General features: G+C 50.2%; 23 protein-coding genes and 5 pseudogenes. 9 read left to right on the forward strand and 19 right to left on the reverse strand.

Annotated features, from left to right (window positions below; genetic code table 11):
• A pseudogene (locus IQ268_RS26155) lies at positions 1–1,079 on the forward strand (S-layer family protein); the annotation flags it as partial.
• Complete coding sequence (locus IQ268_RS26160) at positions 1,072–3,600, forward strand: CHAT domain-containing protein (protein WP_193885380.1); 2,529 nt, start codon at positions 1,072–1,074, stop codon at positions 3,598–3,600. The pseudogene IQ268_RS26155 and the gene IQ268_RS26160, both read left to right, overlap by 8 nt.
• A gap of 153 nt (positions 3,601–3,753) precedes the next feature.
• Here the strand turns inward: IQ268_RS26160 and IQ268_RS32440 are convergent.
• Positions 3,754–3,870 (reverse strand): annotated as a pseudogene (locus tag IQ268_RS32440) (IS701 family transposase); the annotation flags it as partial.
• Between the two features lie 145 nt (positions 3,871–4,015).
• Between IQ268_RS32440 and IQ268_RS26165 the strand changes: the two are divergent.
• A pseudogene (locus IQ268_RS26165) lies at positions 4,016–4,317 on the forward strand (ISKra4 family transposase); the annotation flags it as partial.
• Here the strand turns inward: IQ268_RS26165 and IQ268_RS33555 are convergent.
• Positions 4,307–4,800, reverse strand: a pseudogene (locus IQ268_RS33555) (MgtC/SapB family protein). The pseudogenes IQ268_RS26165 and IQ268_RS33555 sit on opposite strands and share 11 nt — an antisense overlap.
• Positions 4,781–5,159, reverse strand: a pseudogene (locus IQ268_RS26175) (IS1 family transposase); the annotation flags it as partial. The pseudogenes IQ268_RS33555 and IQ268_RS26175, both read right to left, overlap by 20 nt.
• Before the next feature lie 181 nt (positions 5,160–5,340).
• On the opposite strand from IQ268_RS26175, the gene IQ268_RS26180 reads away from it, so the two are divergent.
• The gene (locus IQ268_RS26180; protein ID WP_228035744.1) at positions 5,341–5,523 is read left to right on the forward strand and encodes a hypothetical protein; all 183 of its coding nucleotides are present in this window, start codon (positions 5,341–5,343) and stop codon (positions 5,521–5,523) included.
• Positions 5,524–5,663: 140 nt separating this feature from the next.
• Here the strand turns inward: IQ268_RS26180 and IQ268_RS26185 are convergent.
• Together IQ268_RS26185 and IQ268_RS26190 are read right to left on the reverse strand one after the other, a co-directional pair.
• Positions 5,664–6,796 (reverse strand): IS630 family transposase gene (locus IQ268_RS26185; protein WP_193885382.1). Its coding sequence is split into 2 segments (ribosomal slippage): positions 5,664–6,367 and positions 6,367–6,796, totalling 1,134 coding nucleotides; the frame shifts between segments, so codons are not numbered across the junction.
• Between the two features lie 94 nt (positions 6,797–6,890).
• Positions 6,891–7,844 (reverse strand): methyltransferase domain-containing protein, encoded by a 954-nt coding sequence (locus IQ268_RS26190; protein WP_193885384.1) that lies wholly within the window; start codon positions 7,842–7,844, stop codon positions 6,891–6,893.
• Between IQ268_RS26190 and IQ268_RS26195 the strand changes: the two genes are divergently transcribed.
• Entirely contained in the window at positions 7,843–8,007 is a 165-nt protein-coding gene (locus IQ268_RS26195) for a hypothetical protein (RefSeq protein WP_193885386.1), read from the forward strand. The genes IQ268_RS26190 and IQ268_RS26195 overlap by 2 nt on opposite strands.
• Before the next feature lie 640 nt (positions 8,008–8,647).
• Here IQ268_RS26195 and IQ268_RS26200 read toward each other — a convergent pair.
• The 8 genes from IQ268_RS26200 to IQ268_RS26230 all read right to left on the reverse strand — a co-directional run bounded on the left by IQ268_RS26200 (position 8,648) and on the right by IQ268_RS26230 (position 12,393).
• Positions 8,648–8,989 carry a cupin domain-containing protein gene (locus tag IQ268_RS26200; RefSeq protein ID WP_193885388.1) on the reverse strand — a complete coding sequence of 114 codons (342 nt, stop codon included), beginning with the start codon at positions 8,987–8,989 and terminating at the stop codon, positions 8,648–8,650.
• Positions 8,990–9,091: 102 nt separating this feature from the next.
• Positions 9,092–10,252 (reverse strand): hypothetical protein, encoded by a 1,161-nt coding sequence (locus IQ268_RS26205; protein ID WP_193885391.1) that lies wholly within the window; start codon positions 10,250–10,252, stop codon positions 9,092–9,094.
• Between the two features lie 286 nt (positions 10,253–10,538).
• Positions 10,539–10,865: a hypothetical protein gene (locus tag IQ268_RS26210; protein ID WP_193885393.1), complete on the reverse strand. Its 327-nt coding sequence runs from the start codon at positions 10,863–10,865 to the stop codon at positions 10,539–10,541.
• A complete protein-coding gene (locus tag IQ268_RS26215) occupies positions 10,849–11,073 on the reverse strand; it encodes a DUF433 domain-containing protein (RefSeq protein WP_193885395.1) in 225 nt (74 codons plus the stop codon). The genes IQ268_RS26210 and IQ268_RS26215 overlap by 17 nt, the downstream gene beginning before the upstream one ends.
• A gap of 275 nt (positions 11,074–11,348) precedes the next feature.
• The gene (locus tag IQ268_RS32445; RefSeq protein WP_228035745.1) at positions 11,349–11,492 is read right to left on the reverse strand and encodes a hypothetical protein; all 144 of its coding nucleotides are present in this window, start codon (positions 11,490–11,492) and stop codon (positions 11,349–11,351) included.
• Between the two features lie 262 nt (positions 11,493–11,754).
• The gene (locus IQ268_RS33110) at positions 11,755–11,877 is read right to left on the reverse strand and encodes a hypothetical protein (RefSeq protein ID WP_255527285.1); all 123 of its coding nucleotides are present in this window, start codon (positions 11,875–11,877) and stop codon (positions 11,755–11,757) included.
• Positions 11,871–12,038 carry a hypothetical protein gene (locus IQ268_RS26225; protein WP_193885397.1) on the reverse strand — a complete coding sequence of 56 codons (168 nt, stop codon included), beginning with the start codon at positions 12,036–12,038 and terminating at the stop codon, positions 11,871–11,873. Before IQ268_RS26225 ends, IQ268_RS33110 begins: the two co-directional genes overlap by 7 nt.
• Complete coding sequence (locus IQ268_RS26230) at positions 12,007–12,393, reverse strand: helix-turn-helix domain-containing protein (RefSeq protein WP_228035746.1); 387 nt, start codon at positions 12,391–12,393, stop codon at positions 12,007–12,009. Before IQ268_RS26230 ends, IQ268_RS26225 begins: the two co-directional genes overlap by 32 nt.
• A gap of 150 nt (positions 12,394–12,543) precedes the next feature.
• On the opposite strand from IQ268_RS26230, the gene IQ268_RS26235 reads away from it, so the two are divergent.
• Positions 12,544–13,320, forward strand: coding sequence for an SDR family NAD(P)-dependent oxidoreductase (locus tag IQ268_RS26235; RefSeq protein WP_193885399.1), 777 nt, complete (start codon positions 12,544–12,546; stop codon positions 13,318–13,320).
• Between the two features lie 74 nt (positions 13,321–13,394).
• Here IQ268_RS26235 and IQ268_RS26240 read toward each other — a convergent pair whose 3' ends face one another.
• The 5 genes from IQ268_RS26240 to IQ268_RS26260 all read right to left on the reverse strand — a co-directional run bounded on the left by IQ268_RS26240 (position 13,395) and on the right by IQ268_RS26260 (position 16,985).
• Entirely contained in the window at positions 13,395–13,622 is a 228-nt protein-coding gene (locus IQ268_RS26240; RefSeq protein WP_193885401.1) for a hypothetical protein, read from the reverse strand.
• A gap of 211 nt (positions 13,623–13,833) precedes the next feature.
• A complete protein-coding gene (locus IQ268_RS26245) occupies positions 13,834–14,664 on the reverse strand; it encodes an alpha/beta fold hydrolase (protein WP_228035747.1) in 831 nt (276 codons plus the stop codon).
• A 209-nt stretch (positions 14,665–14,873) separates the two neighbouring features.
• Complete coding sequence (locus IQ268_RS26250) at positions 14,874–15,653, reverse strand: hypothetical protein (RefSeq protein WP_193885405.1); 780 nt, start codon at positions 15,651–15,653, stop codon at positions 14,874–14,876.
• Positions 15,654–15,863: 210 nt separating this feature from the next.
• Positions 15,864–16,256 carry a GFA family protein gene (locus tag IQ268_RS26255; RefSeq protein ID WP_193885407.1) on the reverse strand — a complete coding sequence of 131 codons (393 nt, stop codon included), beginning with the start codon at positions 16,254–16,256 and terminating at the stop codon, positions 15,864–15,866.
• Between the two features lie 153 nt (positions 16,257–16,409).
• Entirely contained in the window at positions 16,410–16,985 is a 576-nt protein-coding gene (locus IQ268_RS26260) for a hypothetical protein (protein WP_193885409.1), read from the reverse strand.
• Between the two features lie 820 nt (positions 16,986–17,805).
• Between IQ268_RS26260 and IQ268_RS26265 the strand changes: the two genes are divergently transcribed.
• The 3 genes from IQ268_RS26265 (at position 17,806) to IQ268_RS26275 (ending at position 23,065) form a co-directional block, all read left to right on the forward strand.
• Entirely contained in the window at positions 17,806–18,120 is a 315-nt protein-coding gene (locus tag IQ268_RS26265) for a hypothetical protein (protein WP_193885412.1), read from the forward strand.
• Between the two features lie 219 nt (positions 18,121–18,339).
• Positions 18,340–21,516: an AAA family ATPase gene (locus IQ268_RS26270; protein WP_193885414.1), complete on the forward strand. Its 3,177-nt coding sequence runs from the start codon at positions 18,340–18,342 to the stop codon at positions 21,514–21,516.
• Positions 21,517–21,595: 79 nt separating this feature from the next.
• Entirely contained in the window at positions 21,596–23,065 is a 1,470-nt protein-coding gene (locus IQ268_RS26275) for a methyltransferase domain-containing protein (protein WP_193885416.1), read from the forward strand.
• 107 nt (positions 23,066–23,172) lie between these two features.
• Here the strand turns inward: IQ268_RS26275 and IQ268_RS26280 are convergent, their stop codons facing one another.
• Entirely contained in the window at positions 23,173–23,637 is a 465-nt protein-coding gene (locus tag IQ268_RS26280; protein WP_193885442.1) for a GNAT family N-acetyltransferase, read from the reverse strand.
• Positions 23,638–24,228 lie beyond the last annotated feature (591 nt).

Here is a 24,228-nt window from a genome sequence, read left to right on the forward strand (position 1 = left end):
GCGGGCAGGGGCGGGCAGGCAACGTTCGCATCCGGGCTGATTCGATGGCAATTACAAATGGAGCAGCTATTATCTCCAATACGGGAGGACAAGGAGACGCCGGAACCATTCGCCTGTTTATCAACGATCGCCTCGAAATGGGTGAGCCTGCCGCTGATGGCACGCCCAGCGTCATTTCTACAGCGGTAGGACAAACAGCAATTGGCAACGGCGGCAATATTTTTATCACTGCCGATGAGCTGGCGATGACGCGATCGCTGATAACAGCGGCCAGTGGAGGTCAAGGCAATGCAGGCAATATCGAGATTGGGGCTGGCACGGTGCGGCTCAATGATGCGATCGTTGCCACAACCGGACGAACCGAGAACGGTGGCAATTTGGTGTTTCGCGGTCTAGATATCTTATTACTGGATAACGGCGCAAAAATCACTGCTGCGACACAGGTTACAGGCGCACAAGGAAACGGCGGTAATGTGTCGATCGACTCTGACCTGATTGTAGCCGTTCCAGATGAAGACAGTGACATTGCGGCCAATGCAGAAGGCGGTCGTGGCGGCAATATCAATATCACAACACAGGGCATTTTTGGGATTGAACCGCGCCCGGAGCGATCGCCACTGACCAGTGAAATTAATGCGAGTTCCCGCTTGAGCGTAGATGGAACAGTGACCATTACTCAGCCAGATGTTGAACCGACCGGAGCGATCGCGTTGCCAACTGAGTTTAGTCCGCCGCTGCTAGCTCAAAACTGTCTGGCACAAGGAAGCCGCAACCGCTTTGTCAACACTGGACGCGGAGGACTGCCCACCAATCCGGCTGATCCGCTCGTTGCCGAAGAACTTTGGCAGGATTTAGGTGAATCTGACCCCGAAGCAGCGATCGAACCAACCGCAATGCCTGAAGAAATCGATCGACCTCAAACCACCCTGACTGAGGCGCAAGGCTGGATTGTGGATTCTGAAGGAAACGTGATCCTGATCGCAGCCGCCCCAACTGCAACACCTTACATCGGAGTAGTAGCGGGATGCACCTCTGTTCCAGCACCCTTACGGGATGTCCTTGAATCATCGCATGAATAATCGCAGCGTCGGCACAGCATCATATCGATTCGTGGCATGGCTTTTAGTGGGGTTCCTGCTGTTTTGCGGCCTAAATTTTAGTCAACAGTCGAGCGCATCAACCCCGATCGAGCAACCCGCTTTGATCCAGCAGGGTCGATTGCACTATCAGGCTGGACAGTTCGCGCAGGCAGCAGAGTTTTGGCAGCAGTCTGCCGCCGCACAGAATGATCCACTGAATCAAGCGAGAATATTGGGCTACTTGGCTTTGGCGCAGCAACAGCTTGGCGCGTGGGACGACACAAAACGATCGATCGCCACCAGCCTTGACCTGTTGCAATCGATTCCTTCAAGTGCTGAACAGCAGCTTGTCCTGGCACAAATTTCCAACACGCAAGCCAGCCTTGAATATGCACAGGGGCAAACCGAGCAGGCGATCGACACTTGGCGACAGGCAAGCGCTTTATATGCCGCAGCAGGCGACCAAGAAAAACGCATCGGCAGCCTACTCAATCAGGTACAGGCGTTGCAGACACTAGGGCTATATTCTCAGGCACGGCAACTGCTGAGCGAGATTGAGCAATCGCTTCAGACGCAACCTGATTCTGCTCTAAAAGCGATGTCGCTCCGCAATTTAGGCAATGTGCTGCGAGCGACCGGAAATTTCACCACTGCGCGGCGGGTGCTACAGCAAAGTTTGGCGATCCTCCAGTCTGTTTCGCCATCAGACCTCGGTCCTAGTTTGATCAGTTTGGGCAACGTGGCGCAATCTGAACAAGAAACCGATTTGGCCTTGCAGTACTACCAGCAGGCCGCAACCAATGCTACGCCCCTAATTCAGCTTCAAGCAAATTTGAATCAGCTAAGTTTGCTAGTCAAAACTCAACGATGGGACGAGGCGCGATCGCTCCTACCAACCATTCAACCCTTGTTAAACCTCCCGCCCAGTCGAGTTATTGTCTATGCTCAAATCAACTTTGGGCGAAGTCTGATGCAGTTTGAGCATCCTGACCCAGCAGCGATCGTCCCGATTCTGACTCAGGCCATTCGGCAAGCCCAAAGCCTCAAGGATGTTCGCGCCGAAGCATATGCACTGGGCAACTTGGGCAGCCTCTACGAGCAAACACAGCAGTGGGACGAAGCGCGACGGCTAACTGAACGATCGCTCTTGCTGGCACAGACGGCAAACGCTTCAGACATTGCTTACCAGTGGCAGTGGCAGCTTGGACGAATTCTTAAGGCGCAAGATCGAGTGGAAGATGCGATCGTCGCCTATCAAGCTGCCTATGAAACTCAGCAATCGTTGCGAGCTGACTTACTGGCAACCAGCCCCGACCTCCAGTTTTCCTTCCGTGAAAGCGTTGAGCCAGTGTATCGAGATCTGGTTGAACTGCTGCTGCGTCGTTCGATCCCTTCAAGTTCTGCCAGTCAGGAAAACTTGCGGCAAGCCCGTCAGGTGATCGAGTCGCTCCAGCTTGCTGAACTCGACAACTTCTTTCGCACTGCTTGTCTGGAAGGACAGCGAGTCACGATCGACCAAATTCCTCAGACCAATGCGGCGGTTATCTACCCGATTATTCTTCAGAACCGCCTCGAAGTGATTCTCAGCCTGCCCGGACAAGCGCTACAGCAGTATACGGCGATCGTGCCTCAAGCCACAGTCGAATCAACCCTAAGAGATCTACGGCAAAACCTGGAAAAGCCATTCACCACAATACAGGGCAAGCAGCTAGGGCAGCAGGTGTATGACTGGCTGATTCACCCGATCGAATCTGACCTACAAGCTGGATCGATTACGACGCTGGCCTTTGTTCTCGATGGAGCGCTTCGCAATGTGCCAATGGCTGCGCTTTACGATGGCAACCAATATTTGATTGAAAATTATAGTATCGCCCTCACACCGGGATTGCAGATTTTTCGACCACAGACGCTAGAGCGCGATCGCCTGCGGGCACTTGTCGCTGGATTGAGCGAAGAGCGCGGCGGATTCAGTGCGCTTGCCAACGTCGAACAAGAATTGCAGGCGATCGAGGCCGAAATTCCCAGCCGCGTCTTGCTCAATCAAACCTTTACCAGCGAGGCGTTAAAAGCGCAGATCGATCGCACGCCAACCCCGATCGTGCATCTGGCAACGCACGGCCAATTTAGCTCCAACGCAGACCAAACTTTTATCCTGGCCTGGGACAGACCGATCGAGGTGCAGGAATTCGGATCGCTGCTGCGATCAGCAGATGATCGGCGCGAAGCGATCGAACTGCTTGTTTTGAGTGCCTGTGAAACGGCGGCAGGAGACGATCGCGCTGCCCTCGGTCTCGCCGGAGTCGCAGTTCACTCTGGCGCTCGCAGCACGCTTGCCTCGCTGTGGAGTCTCAACGACGAGTCGGCTGCCCGCTTCATTCGCCAGTTTTATCAGGAACTTCTTAATCCCGCCCTTTCCAAGACTGAAGCCCTGCGTCAAGCGCAACTGACACTACTGCGGAATCCCAACTATCGATCGCCTCTTTATTGGGCAGCATATGTCCTGATCGGCAACTGGCTTTAGGGAACTTCGAGGGTACATCCCAGTTATGTAGTGAGTAGAAATACTTGGAACTCCAGTTCAAGAACAGTTCTATTATGCTGAGGGTTAATCAATTCGTTATCAGGAGAGCCGAGGCATGGACACCGATAAACTGCAACCAATCCAAGCCCACGCTCGTGCTATGGCACCAGGGGATTTGAGTGAACTGTGCTGAGGTAAAGGATGCCCTTGAGCTTCGAGAAACAGACCCAACAAGGCTTGCAGGCTATCGCGTTAGTAAGTGGTCGGCATCAAGCCGAGCAGAGTGTAGACTAGCGCTTGGACGTGTACAAGAATGGGTTCCACTGTTCTTAGAGTTTTTTGTTACTTCACGCCCTTTTCTCCCATTGATTGGCCCTGAAGGGAAGCGATTCAAATGTACTGGTGAAAGATGTAAGTCAATAGACAACCTCTGGCTACTCCAATCAGCTATTTAGGAGATGGTTATGACGGTATCTGGAATCTATTTCGAGAGATTGCGATTCCAAGCCAGCGACAAGAGATTTTAGATTGGTTTCTCTAGTTGAGAATCTTCACAAGGTGGCAGGGTCACCGCAACGATTAGATGCAGCAGAGTCGCTACTATGGAGGGGAAATATCGATGGAGCAATCGAGCAGGTTAGAGACGGGTCCGATGGGCAGGTCGATACTTTCATTGCCTATCTCAACAAGCACCGTCATCGTATCGTCAATTACGCAACCCTGTTCCGATCAGTGCTAAGCCCCACAACCCACAGCTAGCTGCAATTGCCAGAGCCACCATTACCCAAAGTGTGGCGGCGGCGGAGGTCAGCCTTGCCACCGACGCTTCTCCCGAGCTACGGGTGGAGTGATGTAATACAATGACTCCAGAGCCGATAAAGCCAATTGCCGAGGTAATCCCTTGAAGCAGTCGGCTAGCGTCTCTGGTTCTGGTTGGCCAGCACTCGTTTAGGTTGAGATCAGCACAAACAAAGCAGCACCAAAACTAATAAGCCGGTGAGTTCTCAAGCCAGCTACTGTTGCACTTGATTCTCGTTCGAGTCCGATGACTGCGCCAACTAGCAACGCTAGGACTAGTCGGGCTGTCACTTCCATCCAGTTACTTGAACCAGTGCAGCCATCTTCAATCACTTCGCTACGCTCACATGGGATTCCTGGCGTTGCATAATAGAGGGAAGAATCAAGCAGGAATCGGGACATCCCAAAATCTCAAGTAGTGAAGTAACAAGCGGATCGAATGTCTCAGCATTTCCTCTGATTTGGAATAGCACAACGTCTTTCGATGTAATCGGGCTAGATAATGCCGCAATCGTGTATTTTCACCTTCAACTCGGGTCATGTAGGTTTTGCTCACAATCTGGTCACCTGGTGGGATAAATCCTGGATAGACACTCCAACCGTCAGTGACATAGAAATAACATTGCCATGCTCCAACAATTGCCCACAAGGGGTCAAACGTCTTTGCACTATGGTTAACCTAACACCCGGCCCAAGATACCTGCTCGAAAGTGGTCTACTGCTGTCCACAACCAGATTTTGTTTTTTTCTAAAGCAGCAAAATTAACTGAAGGAACTTGTAAGTAAAAACGGTTGATGTTGAGCGCTCGCCCAAATGCACCACTCATGCTACTCTCAACTTTAAGATCTTTACTGCGATCGCGCATGGGTAGCCAATCAACAACCAAAACCATCTTCCTTCTCGCCTCAATGGTGGGATGGCTGATTGTAGGTGCATCTCTGATGTATCTCTTTCCCCTCATTGCCGATCGATTGGTGTCTTCCGATCTGACTCATCAATGGATGGCAACCCTGAGTCAAAGCGGTTACAAGCCAGTGCTGGCTTGGGGCGGCGGCGGCATTACCCTGGTTGTTACCGTATTAGCGAACATCATCTGGCACCAGCGGTTTGAAGGCAAGATTTAAAGCGTTGCGGAATGGACATATGAATCGCTAAGGGGCATGGCTCCGCCCCTGAATTCTCTCATTCTGAAGGAGTTTGACGGTTCGGTAGTCCCCTGGAACGGTGGAGTGGACGACTTCATCATTCCTGTACTAGTGTTCGGTCAATTATTAATAGACGGGTAAAGCCGCTTTAATTTTACCCTGGCATCCGCCGTCGTAAAGCGCCAGTCAATCCAGGTTTCCTCATGATTACGGTTGTCCTGCCAAACTGCAACTTCCCGCTTGAGCACATCCATATCAGGAAGGCGACGATCCAAACATTGACGACTCAAAATACTCAATTCAATTTCAGCCATGTTTAACCAACTGCCATGCTTGGGGGTGTGACAAAATTCCAAGCGGCTCAAAATTCGCTGCGCTTCGGTTGGCTCAAAGGCTTTGTAAAGTGAAGCGGGTGAATGGGTGTTGAGATTGTCGGCAATGACGATCACTTTGTCAGCTTGGGCATAATCTACATCGACCAAGGTTTTGAGCAAGTGGGCATAATCGAGGGCTGTGCGTTGCTTTGTCACTTCTACCCGCCGCCATCCCACCATCGGTTCACTCACCATAAACAAGTTCGCTGTGCCGTTGCGTTCATACTCATAATCGACCCGTTCCGGTTGTCCCCGCTCTGCTGGAATGGGAACGAGGGTTTCTTTGACTAATTGCTTGGTTGCCTCATCAATGCAAACCACTGGAACGTTGGGGTCATAAGCTGTTTGATACACGTCCAACACTGCTTCCATTCGCCAGACAAACTCTGCGTTTTGCTCCGGTGGAATTACCCAGCACTCTTGCCGCCAGGGTTGCAGTTCGTTTTTTTCAGCACTTGTCGCACGCTTTCATGACTCAACTGTTCGACATACCCCAGTTCCACCATTTGATCTGCCAATAATCGCAATGTCCAGCGCCCCTTTCCCTCGGGAGCCTCACTACAGCGCAATGCGATCAAATGTGCCTCACTTTCCCCATCCAACTTTCGTTTTCGTCCTCCACCCAGACGGCTCTTAAGCGCAGCTTCCAGACCTTCTTCGACAAATCGTTGCCGCACCCGCTCAATCGTTCGCAAACTAATGTCAAAGGCAGATTTGATGTCCTGGTCACGCCAACTCCCGTTCGGTTGATTGCAATCCGCTTTCAGGAGAATCCGCGCATGATTGATCGTGTAGGCCGCTCGTTTGCCGGTCGTGACCAGTTGTTCGAGAGACTGCCGTTCTGTTTCGTTTAACTTAACGATGTACTTTTTGACCATGCCAGCACCTTTGAAAGGACTGACTCAATCTTACTCCTTCTACTCGTCATTTCTTGATTGACTGAACACTAGCTGCACCAACCAACGGTTGACTTTATGAAGCACCGTAACCCCGATTGCGGACTGCACGAAACATCCCGAATCGGCAAAGCCCTGTGCCAAATGCTAACCGCATCAGCAAGAGCGTCGGGACTTCTCGCAGAGATTTAACCAAGCCCGGTACCCCAAACCGTACCAAACCTTCCGGTCGAGCCACCCCCTGCCAGATGGAATCGAGCCAGGAGGGAAGAGTTGCTTCTGCCCAATCGGCAGTAATTACCTCTCCTGCAACGAAACCCGTTGCAGCTAACTGTTCTGCAAAGCCTTCAATACTGGCAAATTCGGGATGCGACCACTGATCCAGCAGTTGCCGCATCACGGATCGTTCCCAACCGTTGAGCGGCGTTTGCCGTGCATCTCGTTGGTTCCAATCGGCAACGACTAGTATGCCACCCGGCTTTAGCACCCGCATCAACTCTTTGGCAAAAACCGCTTTGTCGGGCATATGAGGCCCAGCTTCAATTGACCAGACCACATCAAAACTGGCATCTGGGAACGACATCGACATGGCATCGTCCACCTGAAACCGTACATCCAGTTCATTGGAAGTGAGTTCTTGGGCGCGTTTTACCTGCTGAGGGCTGATGGTAATTCCAGTAACGGCAAAGCCATAATCCCGTGCCAGAATCCGGCTACTGCCACCAATGCCACACCCCACATCCAAGACAGTTGTGCCGGGGGCAAGCTGGTCTAAACCACCCCATCGCACCATTTCGTGCACAAAATCGGCTTTAGCCGTCAAAAAATCCTTGCGCTGCGGGGGCGAACCATAATGCCCCAGGTGAATGTGTTCACCCCAATAAAACTCTAAAATTCCGTCTTCTGTCCATTGGTCATAGGAGTTTGCAACCGAATCAGACGATTGGTAACGACGCGCCGTGAAGAGATAGAGAGCGACGGCGGCAATCAACAGAGCCAAGACAATTCCCAGTATCAACCATAAACTCATGGAAACAACGCTAGCAACTACGACAGTCCTCCACCCTATTGTTGTAACCTTATTTGTGTGCGATCGCCCGATCACGGCTAAACAGGGAACTTACAGCAGTTCTCAATCGAGTCAGCCACAGTCTCGCCAGATGGGTTGGGGGTTGGGGGTTGGGATGTGGTGAATGCAAATGAAAACGGCTGTATAAACCTGATTGACACCGCCAATTATGGACAAACCGTTGAGACATTATCTATGTAGATGTTTATGGATACTCCGGTGGTATTGACAGCGATCGCGTATATCCTGACATGGATCGGTTAAACGTTACGTGGTGAGTTGAACGGACTCATACCCCACACCGCAGAACAGTAATTGGCCAGAACTGGCCTCAACTTAGACATTAGCAGAGATCAGCTTGGGTCAGGCAGGATGGCGCAACAGCACGAAACTCTAACCCCTATCTCCCCGACCCTCTCTCAAGGTGGGCTGTATACAAAGATCGTTTTAGCCCCCCTCTTGCTTCCTATTACTAAAGGGGATCAAGGGAGGCGAACCAGTGCTTGCTGGTTATTCTGAGATGTGTGTATACAGTAGCCCAACGCAGGACAGGGTTTAGGATGAGGGCTTTTGAGTTTTGTTGGTTAGGAATCAGTTCCCGCCCCCTAATCCCCCAATTCTGGCTTCGACGTGAGCGCTCAGCCGAACGGGGACTTCCGAATCAATTCTATTTCAAAGTCCCCCAAAATTGGGGGATTTAGGGGGCTAATTTAGAATGTTGAGCCATTCTCAGACACCCTCTAACTAAATATCCCGATCGGCTATCAGCTATCATCGCGGCCATGAACCTCAGCGGGTGGGCTGGTTGCTTCAACGGCGGTAAACGATTCCAGGATTTTATAGGTATGCTGTGAGCCTTTTGGTACGACCCAGGAACTACCGGGTTCTAGAATTACTTTTTGCCCTTCGATTTGTAATTCAGCTCGACCTTTGATCACATAGCCAACGGTTTCATAATCACGCTGAGCTTCAGGCTTGGCTTCACCGGGCTGTTCATCTTCCCACAGCCGCATCGATACATTAATGCCCGTTGCTAAATATGTCTGCCCCATCTTGCCATGAGGGGAATGCTGAGAATCGATCTTGATCACACTATTGTCAGCCATGTAACTATACTCCTTATACTGTTTTGTTATTTTGGGGCGATCGCCAACGTTAGACCCTCTCGTTAGCCAATCTCTAGCGTTTGGCAATCTTTGCTGCAATTTTTAGTAGCGGAACACCGCTGCTAACGGAGCCGACTCTGGCACTTGTTCCGGCTCGACTGCATACACCGTGCCGCCATTGAGGATCGTTTGAATTGCCGCCATGTTGAGCAGATCCTCGTCGCCCGGTTTCATGTCACTGTGAACTTCAAGTTGGTTAGTTTCAGTGTCGAACCTACCCCACTGCTGTTGCCCGTTTGCAACAAACAGGCGATCGACCCGTCCGTAATAGGCTGCTGTCACCGCTTCTTGCAGTTCAGTCGAGGTTTGTCCTGTCCCAGCAAGTTCCCGGTAAAGCTCGATCGCGGCATCTTGCGACTGTTGAAAGTGAGGTTCTACAATCGGCCAAACTTGTTCGTGCAGTTCTTCTGGTTTAAGGTTTTCAGAGTTGCCAGTAATGCCTTCCTCGATCAGATTGGGATAGGTATTGGCCTGACGATAGATAGGTAACAGGTATTCTACCCCTGCCAAAACTAGAGGAGCGTTCTGTCCCTGGAGGACAGTTTGCAGGCCGCGATCGACCTGATGGAAAAACTGAAGGATAAATTCTTTGTCACGATCCATATCAGGGTTGCCAACTCCATGATACGAACCAGACCGTGTAAAGCTATTGTCCGTGCCGCCTTTGGAGGTATTGACCCGGTATTGAATGTCCTCAGCGCGATCGTTCTGCAATGCTTCATCAACGCTTTGAGGCACATCCGTTAGTTCAACCTGGCTTAACCCGTGTTGTGTGCAGGCGAATAGCTGAATCTGCTGCTGGCTTAGTGTTAGCACATAAAATAAACCATCGCCGCTCAACAGCGGCATCAGCGGCTTGAGGTGAAACTGATCGCTAACGGCCACGAATTCTTCAAAGGGTAAAGGCAGTCGATAGTACCGGAAGAAACCGTCTGTAATGAAAAGCGCCAATCCATCATCCTGGTGTTGCCAAAACTCATCGCGATCGAGTTCATGGGCAGGCCGCAAAAAATCCAATGCGGTCGTGTGTCGCAACTGCGCCTGATCTAACTGCGCTTCTGCTTCCTTCATTAAATTTTTGAAGCGAATCGAGTTCTGCCGAGTTTCTCGCCCTAACTTTTCGGTGGGCATGTAAACCGAGACGCACAATCCCTTTGACTGTTCTACTAATGCCTTAATTTCATCGATAGACAGCAAAGTCATGTTCTTTTCCTTTCCTAGACTTTATATGAGAGCTTTATTAGAGCAAATCGAATGATGAGTCATGTCTCTTACTTTTCAGGCTATGATCTGCATCTCTGAACTACTTCGTTCTGCGGTGATAGATCAAGGTCATCCCAAAGAGGTATTCCCTGGGTCACACTGTTAAAGGGGGTTGGAACGAGCCAGCCGGTTAACGGTTCCAATCACCCGCCGCAGATAACCACACTTACAGATAAGCTCTCGGCGATTGGGTGCATGTTGTTGTGCTGCGCCGCTTACACAACTATCAGGAGCCTCCAACTTCGATTACTTCCCCTGGATCAATAGTACTCAGCACACTGCGAACATCAGGGATCAGAGGTACTAAATCTGACAACCTATTACTGCGTGCTACAAAGACAATAACTGCCACTCCAGCTTGCTTTAAGTTCTGCTGATACCGCAAATTTTGATCTGTCGTCAGTAGAATCGTGAAGCCCTCTTGATTCATGAGCTGCAACAATTCACCATTCTTTTTTCCTGACCATCCCATCTCAACAACTGTGCGTATCTCATAGTCAGCCAGTTCCCGCTTAAGGGGACGTGGAACACATTCATCAAGCGGGATTTGCATAGGCTGTCAGCATTTCCTTTGCTAACTCAAGGGCTGCGATCGCCTGCTCACGACAAACACTTGGAAAATGATCCAAGAATTCATCGAGTGGATCACCTGCTTCAAGATAGTCGAGTAACGTTTTCACTGGCACTCGAGTTCCAACAAAAACAGGGGTTCCCCCCAGGATATTAGGGTCACTATGAATAACACGCGCTACGGTCGTCATATCAGCTATTCAATAGTAGGAATCTCTTCGATCTTAGCCTACACTTCCTGTCAAAACGCCTATCAGAAGCGATCGCCAATTCTAGAGTAGCTTTCAACCTTACATTACAAACAGATACGCCTTCGGTACTGTCACCACTGAGGATTGAGCGGCACAACGACCGAGTTGAGATGTCTCTTACAGCTCCGGCCATTCCTTACTCCACTTCCGGCAGTTAGCTGCAACGACTTGTTGTGCTGTGATTGATACGTCGCGCATGTCATTTGAGCGTGCAATTACCTTTGCCTTTGACTGGTGACACACAACCCGTGAATACCAATGGCTGCAATGTTGGCACCCAGCAATGCCCACACCACATCAGCAAACAGATTGATACGGTGAATGTTTTGCTTGGCCTCTGCCACGAATAGAGTACTCATATCACTAGAAGTGCCAGCAACACGCTCAAAATTGGCATAAGCCCTTTGAAGTGCCTCCCAATCCTGCAATGCATAATACATGCAGACCAGGAAGCAAAAAACACCCGGTATGACGAGCAAAAGAAAAAGGAGCCATTGACGTAGATGCATATGAAACGAGAGTTTATTTTCTTTCACACTTGGATCAAAATACTTTGAGCCACCCGAACACTAAACGCCACAGCAAAACGGCCAAAATCAGCGATCGCAGATGATGTTCAACTTAACACAAGGGTACGGGACAATCCGCTGCATCGATCGCCCCCAACCTCTTAACTTGAAGCGTTTCATCGATCGCTTTCACTAACCTGTCTCCACCATTACCTTCCGGAACGGTTGCTACCAAACCGATCGCCTCAAAACACGGTCTACCCCGATCGCTACGGGGACGTTTTGGATATGAGCGATCGCCCTCAATGATGAGTGCAAGACCTTTGTGCGGAGCAAAATAACGGTGAAATTGAGCCGACGCAGATTAACTCTCGAACTCAACCGACCGTTTGTCATCGTTTGGCTCCAATGAATTGTTGTGCTGCTGGCTGGCAGCATCAATCTCGTACTGTAATTCTGCAACAGCATCTAAAATTGAGACAAAGCGTTGTCCCAAATAAGTTAGCTTGTACTCGACTCTTGGCGGAACTTCGGCGTAAGCAATTCTTTCCAAAATTCCAAAGCCCACCATTTTGTTTAAGCAATCTCCTTGTACTTTGGTCGTCAGTCCATTGATCGATCTCGTGATGGCTCCAGGACGATCAACTCCTTGACGAATTAACGTCAAAATTCGGATCGACCACTTGCAGCCCACGATGCACTCCAGCATGGCTGCGGCTGAGGTTGTGTTACCTGGTTTTTCTCTACTCATTATGCATTCATTAAAAAGCTTCTTCGCGTCCTGTCCTGATTTCTACCAAAAAGTGCGTACCTCACCTAAAAGTGCTGACTTTTCTACTTTATCTAGGTTGCTTAAAATGCTGTAGTCATAGCCCATCCATAATTCAGAACGGAGATTATCATGTACTCAGAGTTTAAGCAGAAACAAGCACTAATTGTTGGCGGAAGTAGCGGGATTGGACGAGCGGTTGCAGAAATCCTGCTTACCCAAGGAGCAACCGTCACGATCGTGGGACGCACTCTTGAAAAACTTCAGACAGCGGCATCTGATTTAGAACAGTATGGAAGCATTCAAATTTGGCAGGCAGATATCAGCGATCGTCAAGCTACATTGCGACTCGTTGAACAGATCGCTTCCGACTTGACGAATGTTCAGTATCTTGTCAATTCAGCAGGTGTTTTTCTGCCAAAGTCATTTCTTGATCATTCAGAGGCAGACTACGATCGCTACCTCAACATTAATCACGGCACTTTTTTTCTCACTCAGCAAGTTGTTCGTAACATGGTGCAGCAGGAACAGGGTGGTGCAATCGTTAATGTTGGCTCAATGTGGGCACATCAAGCTGTGCTCGCCACGCCATCCTCGGCATACTCAATGGCAAAAGCAGGGCTGCACTCTCTTACGCAGCACCTAGCAATGGAACTCGCTCAATACCAAATTCGAGTCAATGCTGTCGCACCCGCAGTTGTAGAAACTCCAATTTATGGAGCTTTTATCAAACCTGAAGAGATTCATACAACGCTACAGGGCTTCAACAACTTCCATCCAATCGGTCGTGTTGGAAAACCGATGGATGTTGCAGAGGTTATTGCTTTCTTAGTGTCCAATCACTCTTCTTGGATTACGGGTGCGACGTGGGATGTCGATGGTGGAGTAATGGCAGGACGTAATTCCTAATTTTGAAGCTGATAGATAGCCTTCAAGTGACTGCCGCAACCCGAAACGTAAGCGGCACAACGTTCCGGTTGAGCCTACCACTCATCAATATCTACTCGCTCACAATCTTGCTCGATCGCCTCACGCATTAATTGAATGTCATCAGAGGGAATTGAACCAGCGAAACGCAACAATTGATGCCCTGGTGTACCTCGAACTTCCGCTTTTACCAGCGATCGAGCGAACTCAAGCACCTTCCTTTGCAATGGCTGAGGCATACCCTTCAATTGTTCAACAACTTCGTCGATGATAAGAATACTCATACTGCCCTCCTTGTTACCATCCTACACTGCTTATCCAGAGAGCGGTAGAACAGCAGAACTTAATGCTAGTCGAGGGTTACAGGGATTGCCTTCACCGGGGACTTCAGCCGCATAACGATACCGTTCACCCGCCGCAGATAACTTCTCGGACTCAACCGACTATCTCTCAACGGTCGGTGTGCAACGGAATTGTTGGGCGGCTGGCACTTACTCAATCTCTCAAAAACTCAAGCACCAATTGATTAAACGCATCTGTATGTTCCAAATAGACCCAGTGTCCACACTTGTCAAACAAGTGTAACTTTACATCAGGAATTTCATTCACCGCAACTTCAGAACCACCCACAGGGGTAATTTGATCCTGCTTTCCCCATAGAACAAGGGTTGGCGCTTTAATTTTTGGTAAACTGTCGCGAATACTGCTTAGAAACTCTGGCTTCATCCCCCAGAAATTCGCAGAAGTGCGAAACGTGCGAAGTTGGAACTGTAACACTTCTAGAGGCAAGTTCCGCTCCACCAGATCGACAAATTCATCCGTTAAAAATGCCTTTGAATCATAAGCACACTGGCGGATGAGAAATTTTGCAGTCGAACGGCTTGGACGGTTTAGTGCTTCACCAATACCAGGAATGGCAGATAATCGCATCCCAAATCCAAGCTCTTTCCCTAAACCTGCACTCCCAGATAGAACTAATTTTTGGACTCGATGAGGCGATCGTGATGCGAGCTTCATCGCAATGATACCGCCCCCTGAAGTGGCAACCATGTTTGCACTCGACAAACTCACAGCATCCATAAATTGCGCTACAAACTGTGTCAAATCATCATAGGTGTATGTTGCTGCGGGCTTATCAGATTTCCCTGAACCAACCCAATCCAAGGCGTAAACTTGGTGCTGTTGTGCCAACGTGAAAATGTTTCTGTACCAATAATCAGCCGAGCCGCCTGCACCATGAATCAGAAGAATTGGACTGCCTACTGCACCAACAGACCAATAGCGCGTTTTGATTCCATCCACGTCAACGTATTGATCGGTTGGCATTTGCATCATGCCTGACTCCTTACTTCAGTTTTAATTCCTGAATCCTAACACTGAGTTCACGACATCAACCTAATCGACAGTCTCAAAATATCGCCTAAACCAGTGCTATGAAGCCGCGCAACGACTAAGATAAGCGGCAGCAGATGGTCATTGCAACTCCACCTAGATCTTTCAACCGTCCGCTTCATCGACTTGTTCGACTGCAACGCTTACCTATCGGTATAAGAATCGGTCAATATATTCTGCTTCGTTAAACGCATCAGCAACCAATCTTTCGAGGCATCGTAAAGATGATGCAAATTGCTGCCATCGTTATACATGATCGATACCATCTCTAAATCTAAATCCAAGTATGAGGACGAGGATGAGTTGAGCTTGAAACTGAATTGAGAGGGGCGATCGCAAATCACACAAACCCCTTTATATGGATAGATCCAACCACAATGTTGAGTCAACAACTGAAACGCTTGCCAATTAGCCAGGCTATGTTCACAATAAAGAACCGAAATGCAAAAATCTAGTAAAGCTCCATGTAATACCCATAGTTCAGGCTTGACACAATTTTTCAGCTTATTACGTTGCGATCTCGGTAAGGATTTGATTAAAGGGTATAGTAACGCTTGGTTTGCGAATTCAATGGGCAATACCTTAGTGTGCATCACCCACAAAAATCTTCTGTGCAATTCTTGATAAAGACGGTAGCTAAGTTGGCTGGTAACTTGTTTGAAGAGTGACTGCTTGTAATGATTTTTGATAGCCTTAGCCAGGGAGTTGCCGAACTGAGATGATGTAACAGTTCCTATTGCTGCACAAGGACTAGCTCGGAATAAGATTGCTGGCGTAGATAAATCTAGGACTGTATAAACAGATTGAACTGCTGTTTTAGCAAGTAAACGGTTAGTAGGTGCTGGAATTAGGGCAATTCTTTGCCATTTCTGTCGATATAACGATACCTGTTCTTCTTGAGTTTCCGTTAACTGCTCAATCACCTACTATTGTCCCACAAACAGGCTTAAATACTGTCCTACTGCTAGCTTCATAGTACCTTGATACTGAAGGCCAACAGACAAACTTGATAAACCGTCTCAACCAGTAATCTTGCGGTCGAACGGTTGAGATGAGCGGCTGCAAGTACCCTTTGCAACACTAACAATATCTCCCAACAGTCCGCTCCAGGCGGATTGTTAGGCCGTGCCCGTCTACTCCTCTGAGCGACCCGTGGACTCACGGTCACGCTCGTATTGTCTGGTGAGCGAAAAAGGGGGCAACCAAGATTCGCGTCGGATTGTCCAAAGTTCGTAAGTCGGCCTAAGTTGATCAGGTGCGTCCAGGGATCCTAAGTTCACTTCGATTTCGTCTGCGGTGCGTGAGTAAACAGACGATCCGCAGTGGGGGCAGAAGAACCGCCCAGCGTAGTCGCGTGTTTCGCCCGTGATCGTCACTGCATTCTGCGGGAACACCGCAGAAGCGTGAAAAAGCGCTCCATGATGCTTACGACAGTCGAGGCAGTGACAAAGCCCAACGCGATACGGGAGCCCCAATGCCACGATTCGGATATTCTCGCAAAGGCAACCGCCAGTGAATCGGTTCATGCTGCGTTTCCTCTAAGTCCAGCCGTCCAGAGTGCCCTTGACAAAACCCATCAGGCGTTCATGAGAGAGGCGACAGGGCATGCTGGGTTTTGCGCGTCCTAACGTTGCTGTTCAGCGGTTGCAAATAACTTTAACTCACCACCAGTAGATGACTCAATCCGTTGCAACAGCATTGTTATACGGTGATCGCCACTGGTAGATAAAAAGATCATACGGCACCCCAATTAACAAGTAATGACCATTGGCTGAAAACGTTGCCCAACGCCAGTCGTTTGATAAGTCAAAAAACTCAATGGCTTGTTTAACCTGTCCTTCGCCGTTCAAAACTACTAACCTATCCTGGTTGGGTTCTAGAGACAGTTGATCGCCAAGCTCATTGACCAAGATTGGAACGCCCCCGTACAGCCCTAGCAGTGGATAAACTTGTTCGCCAATTATCAAGAGGTTTCTATCCTCGTCAAAGACTTTATCCAACTCCTCCTCGCCATGCAAAACCGATAAAACATTAACCTCTGGAGCTAAAGTGACCTGAAACAACGCATCCCAAGCCATGACCCAAGCTACCTGTTGTTGTGGAATGGAGAATGCAACCATCCGTTCACAAATGAAAGGTAGTTCGAGCTTCTCCCACATAGCTTCCTGAGTGCTTAATTTTGCATCGTCTCCCCAACTTGAAAGCAGCTTAACGCCGAACTTCCAACTAGCGAGTTTGGGTACTGTCTCAACCAATAGCCTGAGCCGTATAACAATTTATTCTACAGAGCTTTGCTGTTGATCTACCCAGATTTGGATGGATCAACGGCTACTTTGCTGTAGATCCATCCCATATGACTAGATCAACAGCGGGGTTGCTGTTGATCTACCCTAATTCAGGTAGATCAACAGCAAGATTCCGCAGATCTGCCCAATCCATCTCTGTAGAACATTGGCACCATTAAGATGTATTTTATACAGGGGTACTACCGGATGCTGGAACCCCTCAATCCCTAACCGCTTAAAGGCTGCTCGCAAAATGGCATTGGCAGATTCTGGACAGATATGCCCTCGCCCTCACTGCCCTGGCAACAGATAGGACGATCGCTCCGATACTCCTCAACCATTCTCTCAACTCCGGCGACATCGGGACGGATCGTGTCTCCTGCTTCCCCTTTGTCGTGGCGTGTCGGAAGGTAGTGTGATCGCTACACCCGCCCATCTGCTCCATACAAAAGTCGAGTAAGTATCACAAACTACAAGTGGCCAGTCACTCGATCGCCCCCCCTCCCTCCATTCTCTGTATTGACTCTGCCAGACAAATCCCGTACCGTGATGAGTTAGGTTGTTTGTGGTGTAAACCACAGCAGAGCAACCAGACACCAAAAATCTAGTCAAGCGCTATCCAGGGCGGCGGCAACCGCCAAGGATAGCTGACCCCCACGTTGATCGGGCCAACGCGGAGGCTTGGGAGATCTTACCACTCCTGCAAGCCACCCTGCTTTGCGCTTCAATGATATGCGGGGTGGCTAGGTTTTTGGCTTTCCTTACCCGTAAGCCAAACAGGAGAAGTATCATGGCTGATTTCATTGCTCAGATGGAGCGCGATCGCACCGTAGAGTCACAACCGGAACGGCATCAGGTCATCCCGGTTGCCAGTGGCGATCGTCGTCCGTTACGAGTGCTATTGCTGGGAAGCAAGCAGGATGTGATAGACACCATCAAGAACTTACATCGACGGGGGTTTGCTGAAGCGGGAGACTGGACAAAGCCGATCGCCTCTCCTGAGAGTGAGGAGCAACGCCAGCGATTGTTATCAACCCTGCCGTCGGGGAGTTACATCAGCATCTTGACCAAGTATCTGCATCACGACGGTTCCCCTTCGAGGTAGGGCGATCGACTATCCCATGAACTGAGTGGCAGTGTTTACCGCTGCTACTCATTCCCCTGGTTGGGATGAGTGACAATTGTGTCTCGTTGTCCTATCCCGACTCAAAACACCCTCGATCGCAGCAAAATTACAGCAATTTTCGCCCAAATGCCCGGATCATCTGTATTAAAGTGCATTCGTACTGTTAACTTATAATCAAGTGCTTGGTCGCTTGGTTGCATGATCCCGCAATTTCTGTCGCTAAAAAACTTCCTGAGCTATCGTGAGGCCACGCTCGATTTTCGTGGTCTGCACGTCGCCTGTATCTGTGGCGCAAACGGTGCTGGAAAATCGTCGTTGCTAGAAGCGATCGCCTGGGCAGTGTGGGGACAAAGTCGCGCCTCATCCGAAGACGACATCATTCACATAGGCGCAACCGAAACAGCAGTCGATTTTACCTTCCAGTGCCATACTCACATCTATCGCATCATCCGCACCCGCTATCGCCGACAAACCAGCAGTTTAGAGTTCCAGGTCGAAACACCCAATGGCTTTCGCAGCCTGACTGAGCGCAGCATTCGAGCCACACAGCATCTTATCCTGCAACATCTCAAGCTCGACTACGAAACGTTTATCAATTCGGCCTATCTGCGCCAGGGGCGTGCCGACGAGTTTATGCTCAAGCGCCCCAGCGAACGAAAACAGATCTTAGCCGATCTGCTGAAGCTGAACCAGTATGATGCTCTGGCCGAACAGGCCAAGGAGCGATCGCGGCAACACAAAGCCGAATTAAGCTTGCTGGAGCGCACTCTGGAAACGGCTGCCACCCAGCTACAACAGGAAGCAGGAATTGCCGCCGAGCAAGCCACCCTGGAAGCGCTAATTGCTCAAATGCAGCAGCAGCAACAGGCTGATGCTGAGACACTGCGGCAGCTCCAAGGTGTACAGCAACAGCGGCAGACCTGGCAACAGCAGCTCACCCTACAGCAGCAGCAGCAGCGTCACCTTACCCAAGACTGCCATCGCTTGCAGCAGGAACTCACCGCAGCTCAACAGCAGCAGCAGGTTCTAGATACGATCCTGAACGACGGAGACGCGATCGCCGCCGGGTATGCCCAATTCCGCAGCCTCCAGGCCGAGGAAGAAGCCCTTACCAGCCGCTTTCAGGCGCATCAAGCGGCTCAAGCCCAACGGCAAGCGCTGCAACAGCAGCAGCTAGAAGCAACCAACCTGCTCAAAGACCAACTGCGGCAGGCTCAGGCGCAACTAGAAGCCTTACAGCAGCAAGAACAGGAGATTCAACACACCCTGAGCAAGGCCGCCGACATTGAAGCAGCCGTTGAGCAACTGCGGCAGGCACGCTTGCGCCTGAGCCAGCTAGACCAGCTTCAGGCGCAGGTTTCGCCCATGTTGCAACATCGACAGAAACTACAAACCCAGCTCGATCGCAGCCATGCCAAACTCAGCGCTCGGTTGGAGGAACTTCAGTCTGCGGCACAGCAGCTTCATATTCAGCGATCGCGCCAGCCTCAGCTTCAGCAAGCGGCTCTGGATGTGGCGGCACAAATCAAACACCTGGAAGAACGCCGCACCTACCAGCAAAAGGTGCGCGAGAAAGGGTTGGAGCGGCGCAGTTTCCTGGAACGGTTGCAGGAGCGGCAACGCGACTACGAACGGCAACTGGCCGAGCTAGACCACAAAATTCAAATGTTGAAGCGAGGAGTTGAGGGGCACAACTGGGGCACCCCACCTGGCAACGGCCAACCCAACGGCAGAAGCGTACCGCAACCCATCCAGGCGATCGAACAGGGCAACCTGTTATCCCAATCCCTCGCCTCTACAGTTGACCTCCATCCACCGTCTTCTACCCTGGCCTATCCGCCCTGCCCCCTGTGCGATCGCTCGCTGGATGAGCATCACTGGAACCTGGTGTTGGAACGGCATCAAACTAAGCAAAAAGAGATTCAGAATCAGATTTGGGTGATTCGAGAACAGCTCTCGGTATCCGATCGCGAAATTCAAATCTTGCGGCAGGAATATCGGGATGTCGAACAGGAATTAGCTCAGTACAACCTGGTGTTAGAGCGGCGAGGCCAACTGCAACAGCAGCTCCACTACGCTGGCAGCGTGCAAACGGCACTGGAACAAATTGAAATTGAACACGCCGAAATTGAGCGATCGCTGCAAGCCGGAACCGTCGATGCCGACCTGCAAGAAGAACTCTACTGGCTCGACCAACGCCTGAAGGAGCTGAACTACGACGACAAAAACCACGCCCTTGCCCGTGGAGAAGCCGATCGCTGGCGTTGGGCAGACATCAAACAAGCGGAAGTGCGGCAAGCGCAGCGGCGGCAAGCGCAGATTGCCGAACGTCAGCCCGCCTTAGCGTCCAAAATTGCAGCGCTAGAGCAGCAGCTCGGCGGCGTTGACCAGTCTCCTTTGCAGCAGCAAATCCACCAGATCGATCGGCACATAGCCGAGATTGGATACGATGTGGAACGTCACACTGCTGTTCGTCGTGCCGCGCGACAGGCGCAGTCGTGGCAGTTGCGCTATCAAGAGTGGGGACAGGCGCAGCAGCACTACCCGCAAACCCAGCAACGGGTGCTGGAACTGCAAGATATCCTGGCCAACCGCAAACAGGCTCTTGCCGCGATCGAGCAACACATCGTCAACCTCACCACGCAGCTCCAGCACGCTCCCGACCATCGGCACGACATTCAGCAACTCGAAGGCCGCATGCAGCAACAACGAGCCAGCCTCGACGAACAGCTTGCCCATCTGGGTCGCCTCCAGCAGCAGCAGCAGCAGATCGAAGCGCTGAAACAACAGTATGAGCAGCAACAGCAGCAGGTGCAAACGTTGCGGCGGCAGTGCCGTGTCTATCAAGAGCTGGCGCAAGCCTTTGGCAAAAACGGCATTCAGGCATTGATGATTGAAAACGTGCTGCCCCAGCTTGAAGCAGAGGCCAACCAGATTTTAGGGCGGCTCAGCGCTAATCAGCTTCATGTCCAGTTTGTCACCCAGCGGTCAGGACGGCGCAAGGGCACGGCTCGCAATCCAGCCAAACTGATCGACACGCTAGACATTCTCATTGCCGATGTTCAGGGCACTCGTCCCTATGAAACATACTCTGGCGGAGAAGCGTTCCGAGTCAATTTTGCCATTCGGCTGGCTCTAGCCCGCCTGTTAGCGCAGCGATCGGGTGCTGCCCTGCAAATGTTGATTGTAGACGAAGGCTTTGGTACCCAGGATGAAGCGGGGTGCGATCGCCTGATTGCCGCTATCAATGCGATCGCCAACGATTTCGCCTGCATCCTCACCGTTACCCACATGCCTAACTTCAAATCGGCCTTTCAAACCCGGATCGAAGTCAGCAAAACCAGCAACGGCTCCCACCTCACCCTCTGTGTGTGAACGGTTCCCCCTACACGGCAACCCTAAAATCCGTGTAAGATGAACCACGAATGTAAACCTCTCACACCCAGACATAACCATGCAGTTTTGCAAAGTTGCAGACATTGCAGATTGGCAAAAGCCTGAATTCCACGCAGCCTACACGCTGCTGCAATTTCGGATCAAAGATCGCAAGACGTGGGAATTTACCCAGGTGTATACCGGGCTGCAAACGTTGGGATTGCTGAATGAGCAAAGCAGAGCGTTGGGGTTGGGTTCTGGGCGTGAGCGGTTAATTTTTGCTTTTTCTAATGTTTGCAAGGAAGTAACTGCAACCGATCTCTACAGTTCACAATCATGGGCAACGGCGGCCATGAGGCCGGAGGAGGTGTTTGAACAAAGCCGCTTCCCCTATCGGCGCGATCGCCTCCGAGTCCACGTGATGGACATGACAAAAATCGACTATCCCGACAACAGTTTTGATTTTATCTGGAGCTGTTGTGCCATTGAACATGTTAATAACTTCAAAGACCTGTATCAGGTCTATGCAGAAATTCATCGGGTGCTAAAACCGGGCGGAGTGGCGGCTTTAACCACCGAGTTTAACAAGACCGATCGCACCTACTATGAACAAAACCTGCTGTATACCGATCAGTACTGGATGGAAAAATGGCTCACGGGTGATAATCCTTTAATTCAGGGATTTGAGCTAGTAGATGAGCCTAATTTCGCAGTCACCCCCATTCCGGAAAACGAGCCAACTCCCCGCCGTTTATCAGGTGACATCATTCAGGTTTACACCAAAGATATTGTTAACAGCAGCATTGCCTTTTTCTTGAGGAAGACTGGCGAGTTCTCTCGTCCCTATGATGAAAGCTGGTTGCCTCCATTTTGGAGTACCTACCTGGCTTCGTGCGATCGCTTCAGGGAGAAAAAACCAGAGGAGGCTGAAGTCCTGCTCAAATCCTTGCTAGAAGATGAGACATTAGAACCCAGACTACGAGTTAGGGTTGCGCGTCGCCTGATTATCTCACTCTACAATCGCGGTCAGGTTGAAGAGGCGATCGATCGCTGCAAAGCCATTTTTCCAGATTGTCAAACGGTCGAAGATGGCGATCAGTTACTACCTCTGGCGGTTCACTTCAGAAAAGTAGGACTGTTGGAAGAAGCAAGGGCGTTATATGAACGAGTGGAACACTTGCCGAGTTCCAGTCTGAATCAGACGGTGAAAAGTGTCATTGCCCAAGCCGAATACTATGAGCAGCAGCGTAATTACGACAAAGCATTAGAACTTTTAGCCAGAGCGCATGAGTATCATGCGGCATCCTCATCCCATAAACTCGACTTGCCCGTGAGAGGTAACGTCCATTTCCACCAGGGACTCTGTTATGAGCAGTTAGGGCAGTTAGATACCGCGATTGAGTGTTATCAGACGGCGATCGAGTTGGCTCAACCTAATTCTCCTTTTTATGTCAACTGTCAGTTGCATTTACGCAAGTGTCAGGCTCGTCAGGTGGCACACCCACAACGTTTGTGGAGTAAGGTTCAGGGCTTTTTCAGTAAAGGCTAAACCCATGCAGTGTGACGGTTGTGCTACTCAGATGGCAACGCTCAAAAGAGAACCCTACATGCCTTTGTCTACGATCTGCCAGAAATGCATTATTCTGAACCGCCGATCTAAAGTTCTTTTGTCATAAACACGCTGTTTGGGTCGTTTGTATACTCGCCAAAGGGATCTCGGTACTCAAACCCATATCGGGTATACAAGGCTCGTGCTGGGGCAAACTCCGGTAAAGCCCCTGTTTCCAAATTCAGGCGATCGTAATCACGCTGTTTGGCTACTTTGATGATGTGTTCAAGAATCTTTGAGGCAACACCCTTGCCGCGATGAGCCTTGGCGGTACGCATTGATTTGATTTCGCCACTGCTTGCATCTAGCGCTTTCAATGCTCCACATCCCAGTAATTCGTCGCCCTCCCAGGCTGACCAGAAAGTGACATCGGGCGATCGCAATGTCTCTAAATCAAGAGCATGAACGCTTCCAGGAGGAGTAATTGTATGCATCTCTTCGAGATGTTCTCGGAGAAAATCAGCGATCGCCTTACCTGTTAAGTCATCTTCCCGAATCTGCACTTCACTCATCTCCATCATGAGGGGTTACAGAATTCTACATTCAGGATAAACGTTCGTATGGTGGCAGAAATAACTTCTTACATTTTCATTTGCATTCACCACACTTCAAACCCTGCACCCCACACCCATCTTGGCGAGACTGTGGCTGACTCGATTGAGAACTGCTGTAAGATGTCAGGTTCGACGAGGGTAGTTCGTTGTATAACCACTCTCGTCTATTCTCGTCTATGGGTGTCCAGGGTTCCTCAATCCGCCAAAATCCTGAGACGTTGACAGCACGTTTATAGATGGGCATCCAATACAAATTTTAATATTTTAGCCACAGAGAAACAGCGTCCATTAGCATAGGGCTGGAGACTTAATGTTGGCTCAGGATGGTTCAAAGGTGCTGAATACAATCCAAATTGCCCCAACACTGGAGGGCTGGAGGGACTTCTGAGTCTGTTCGGTTTCAAAGTCCCCGTTCGACTGAGCACACGTCGCAGCCCAGAATGGGGGATTTAGGGAGCAATGCAGCACATTCGCTACTTTATAGACGACCCTCTTAGATTTACAATTTGCAACGAAATTAGAGATTTTCCGCTTCAATGAATGTAAGTA

The organism is Oculatella sp. LEGE 06141 (assembly GCF_015207605.1).
In the GTDB taxonomy this organism is placed as follows: domain Bacteria; phylum Cyanobacteriota; class Cyanobacteriia; order Elainellales; family Elainellaceae; genus Oculatella.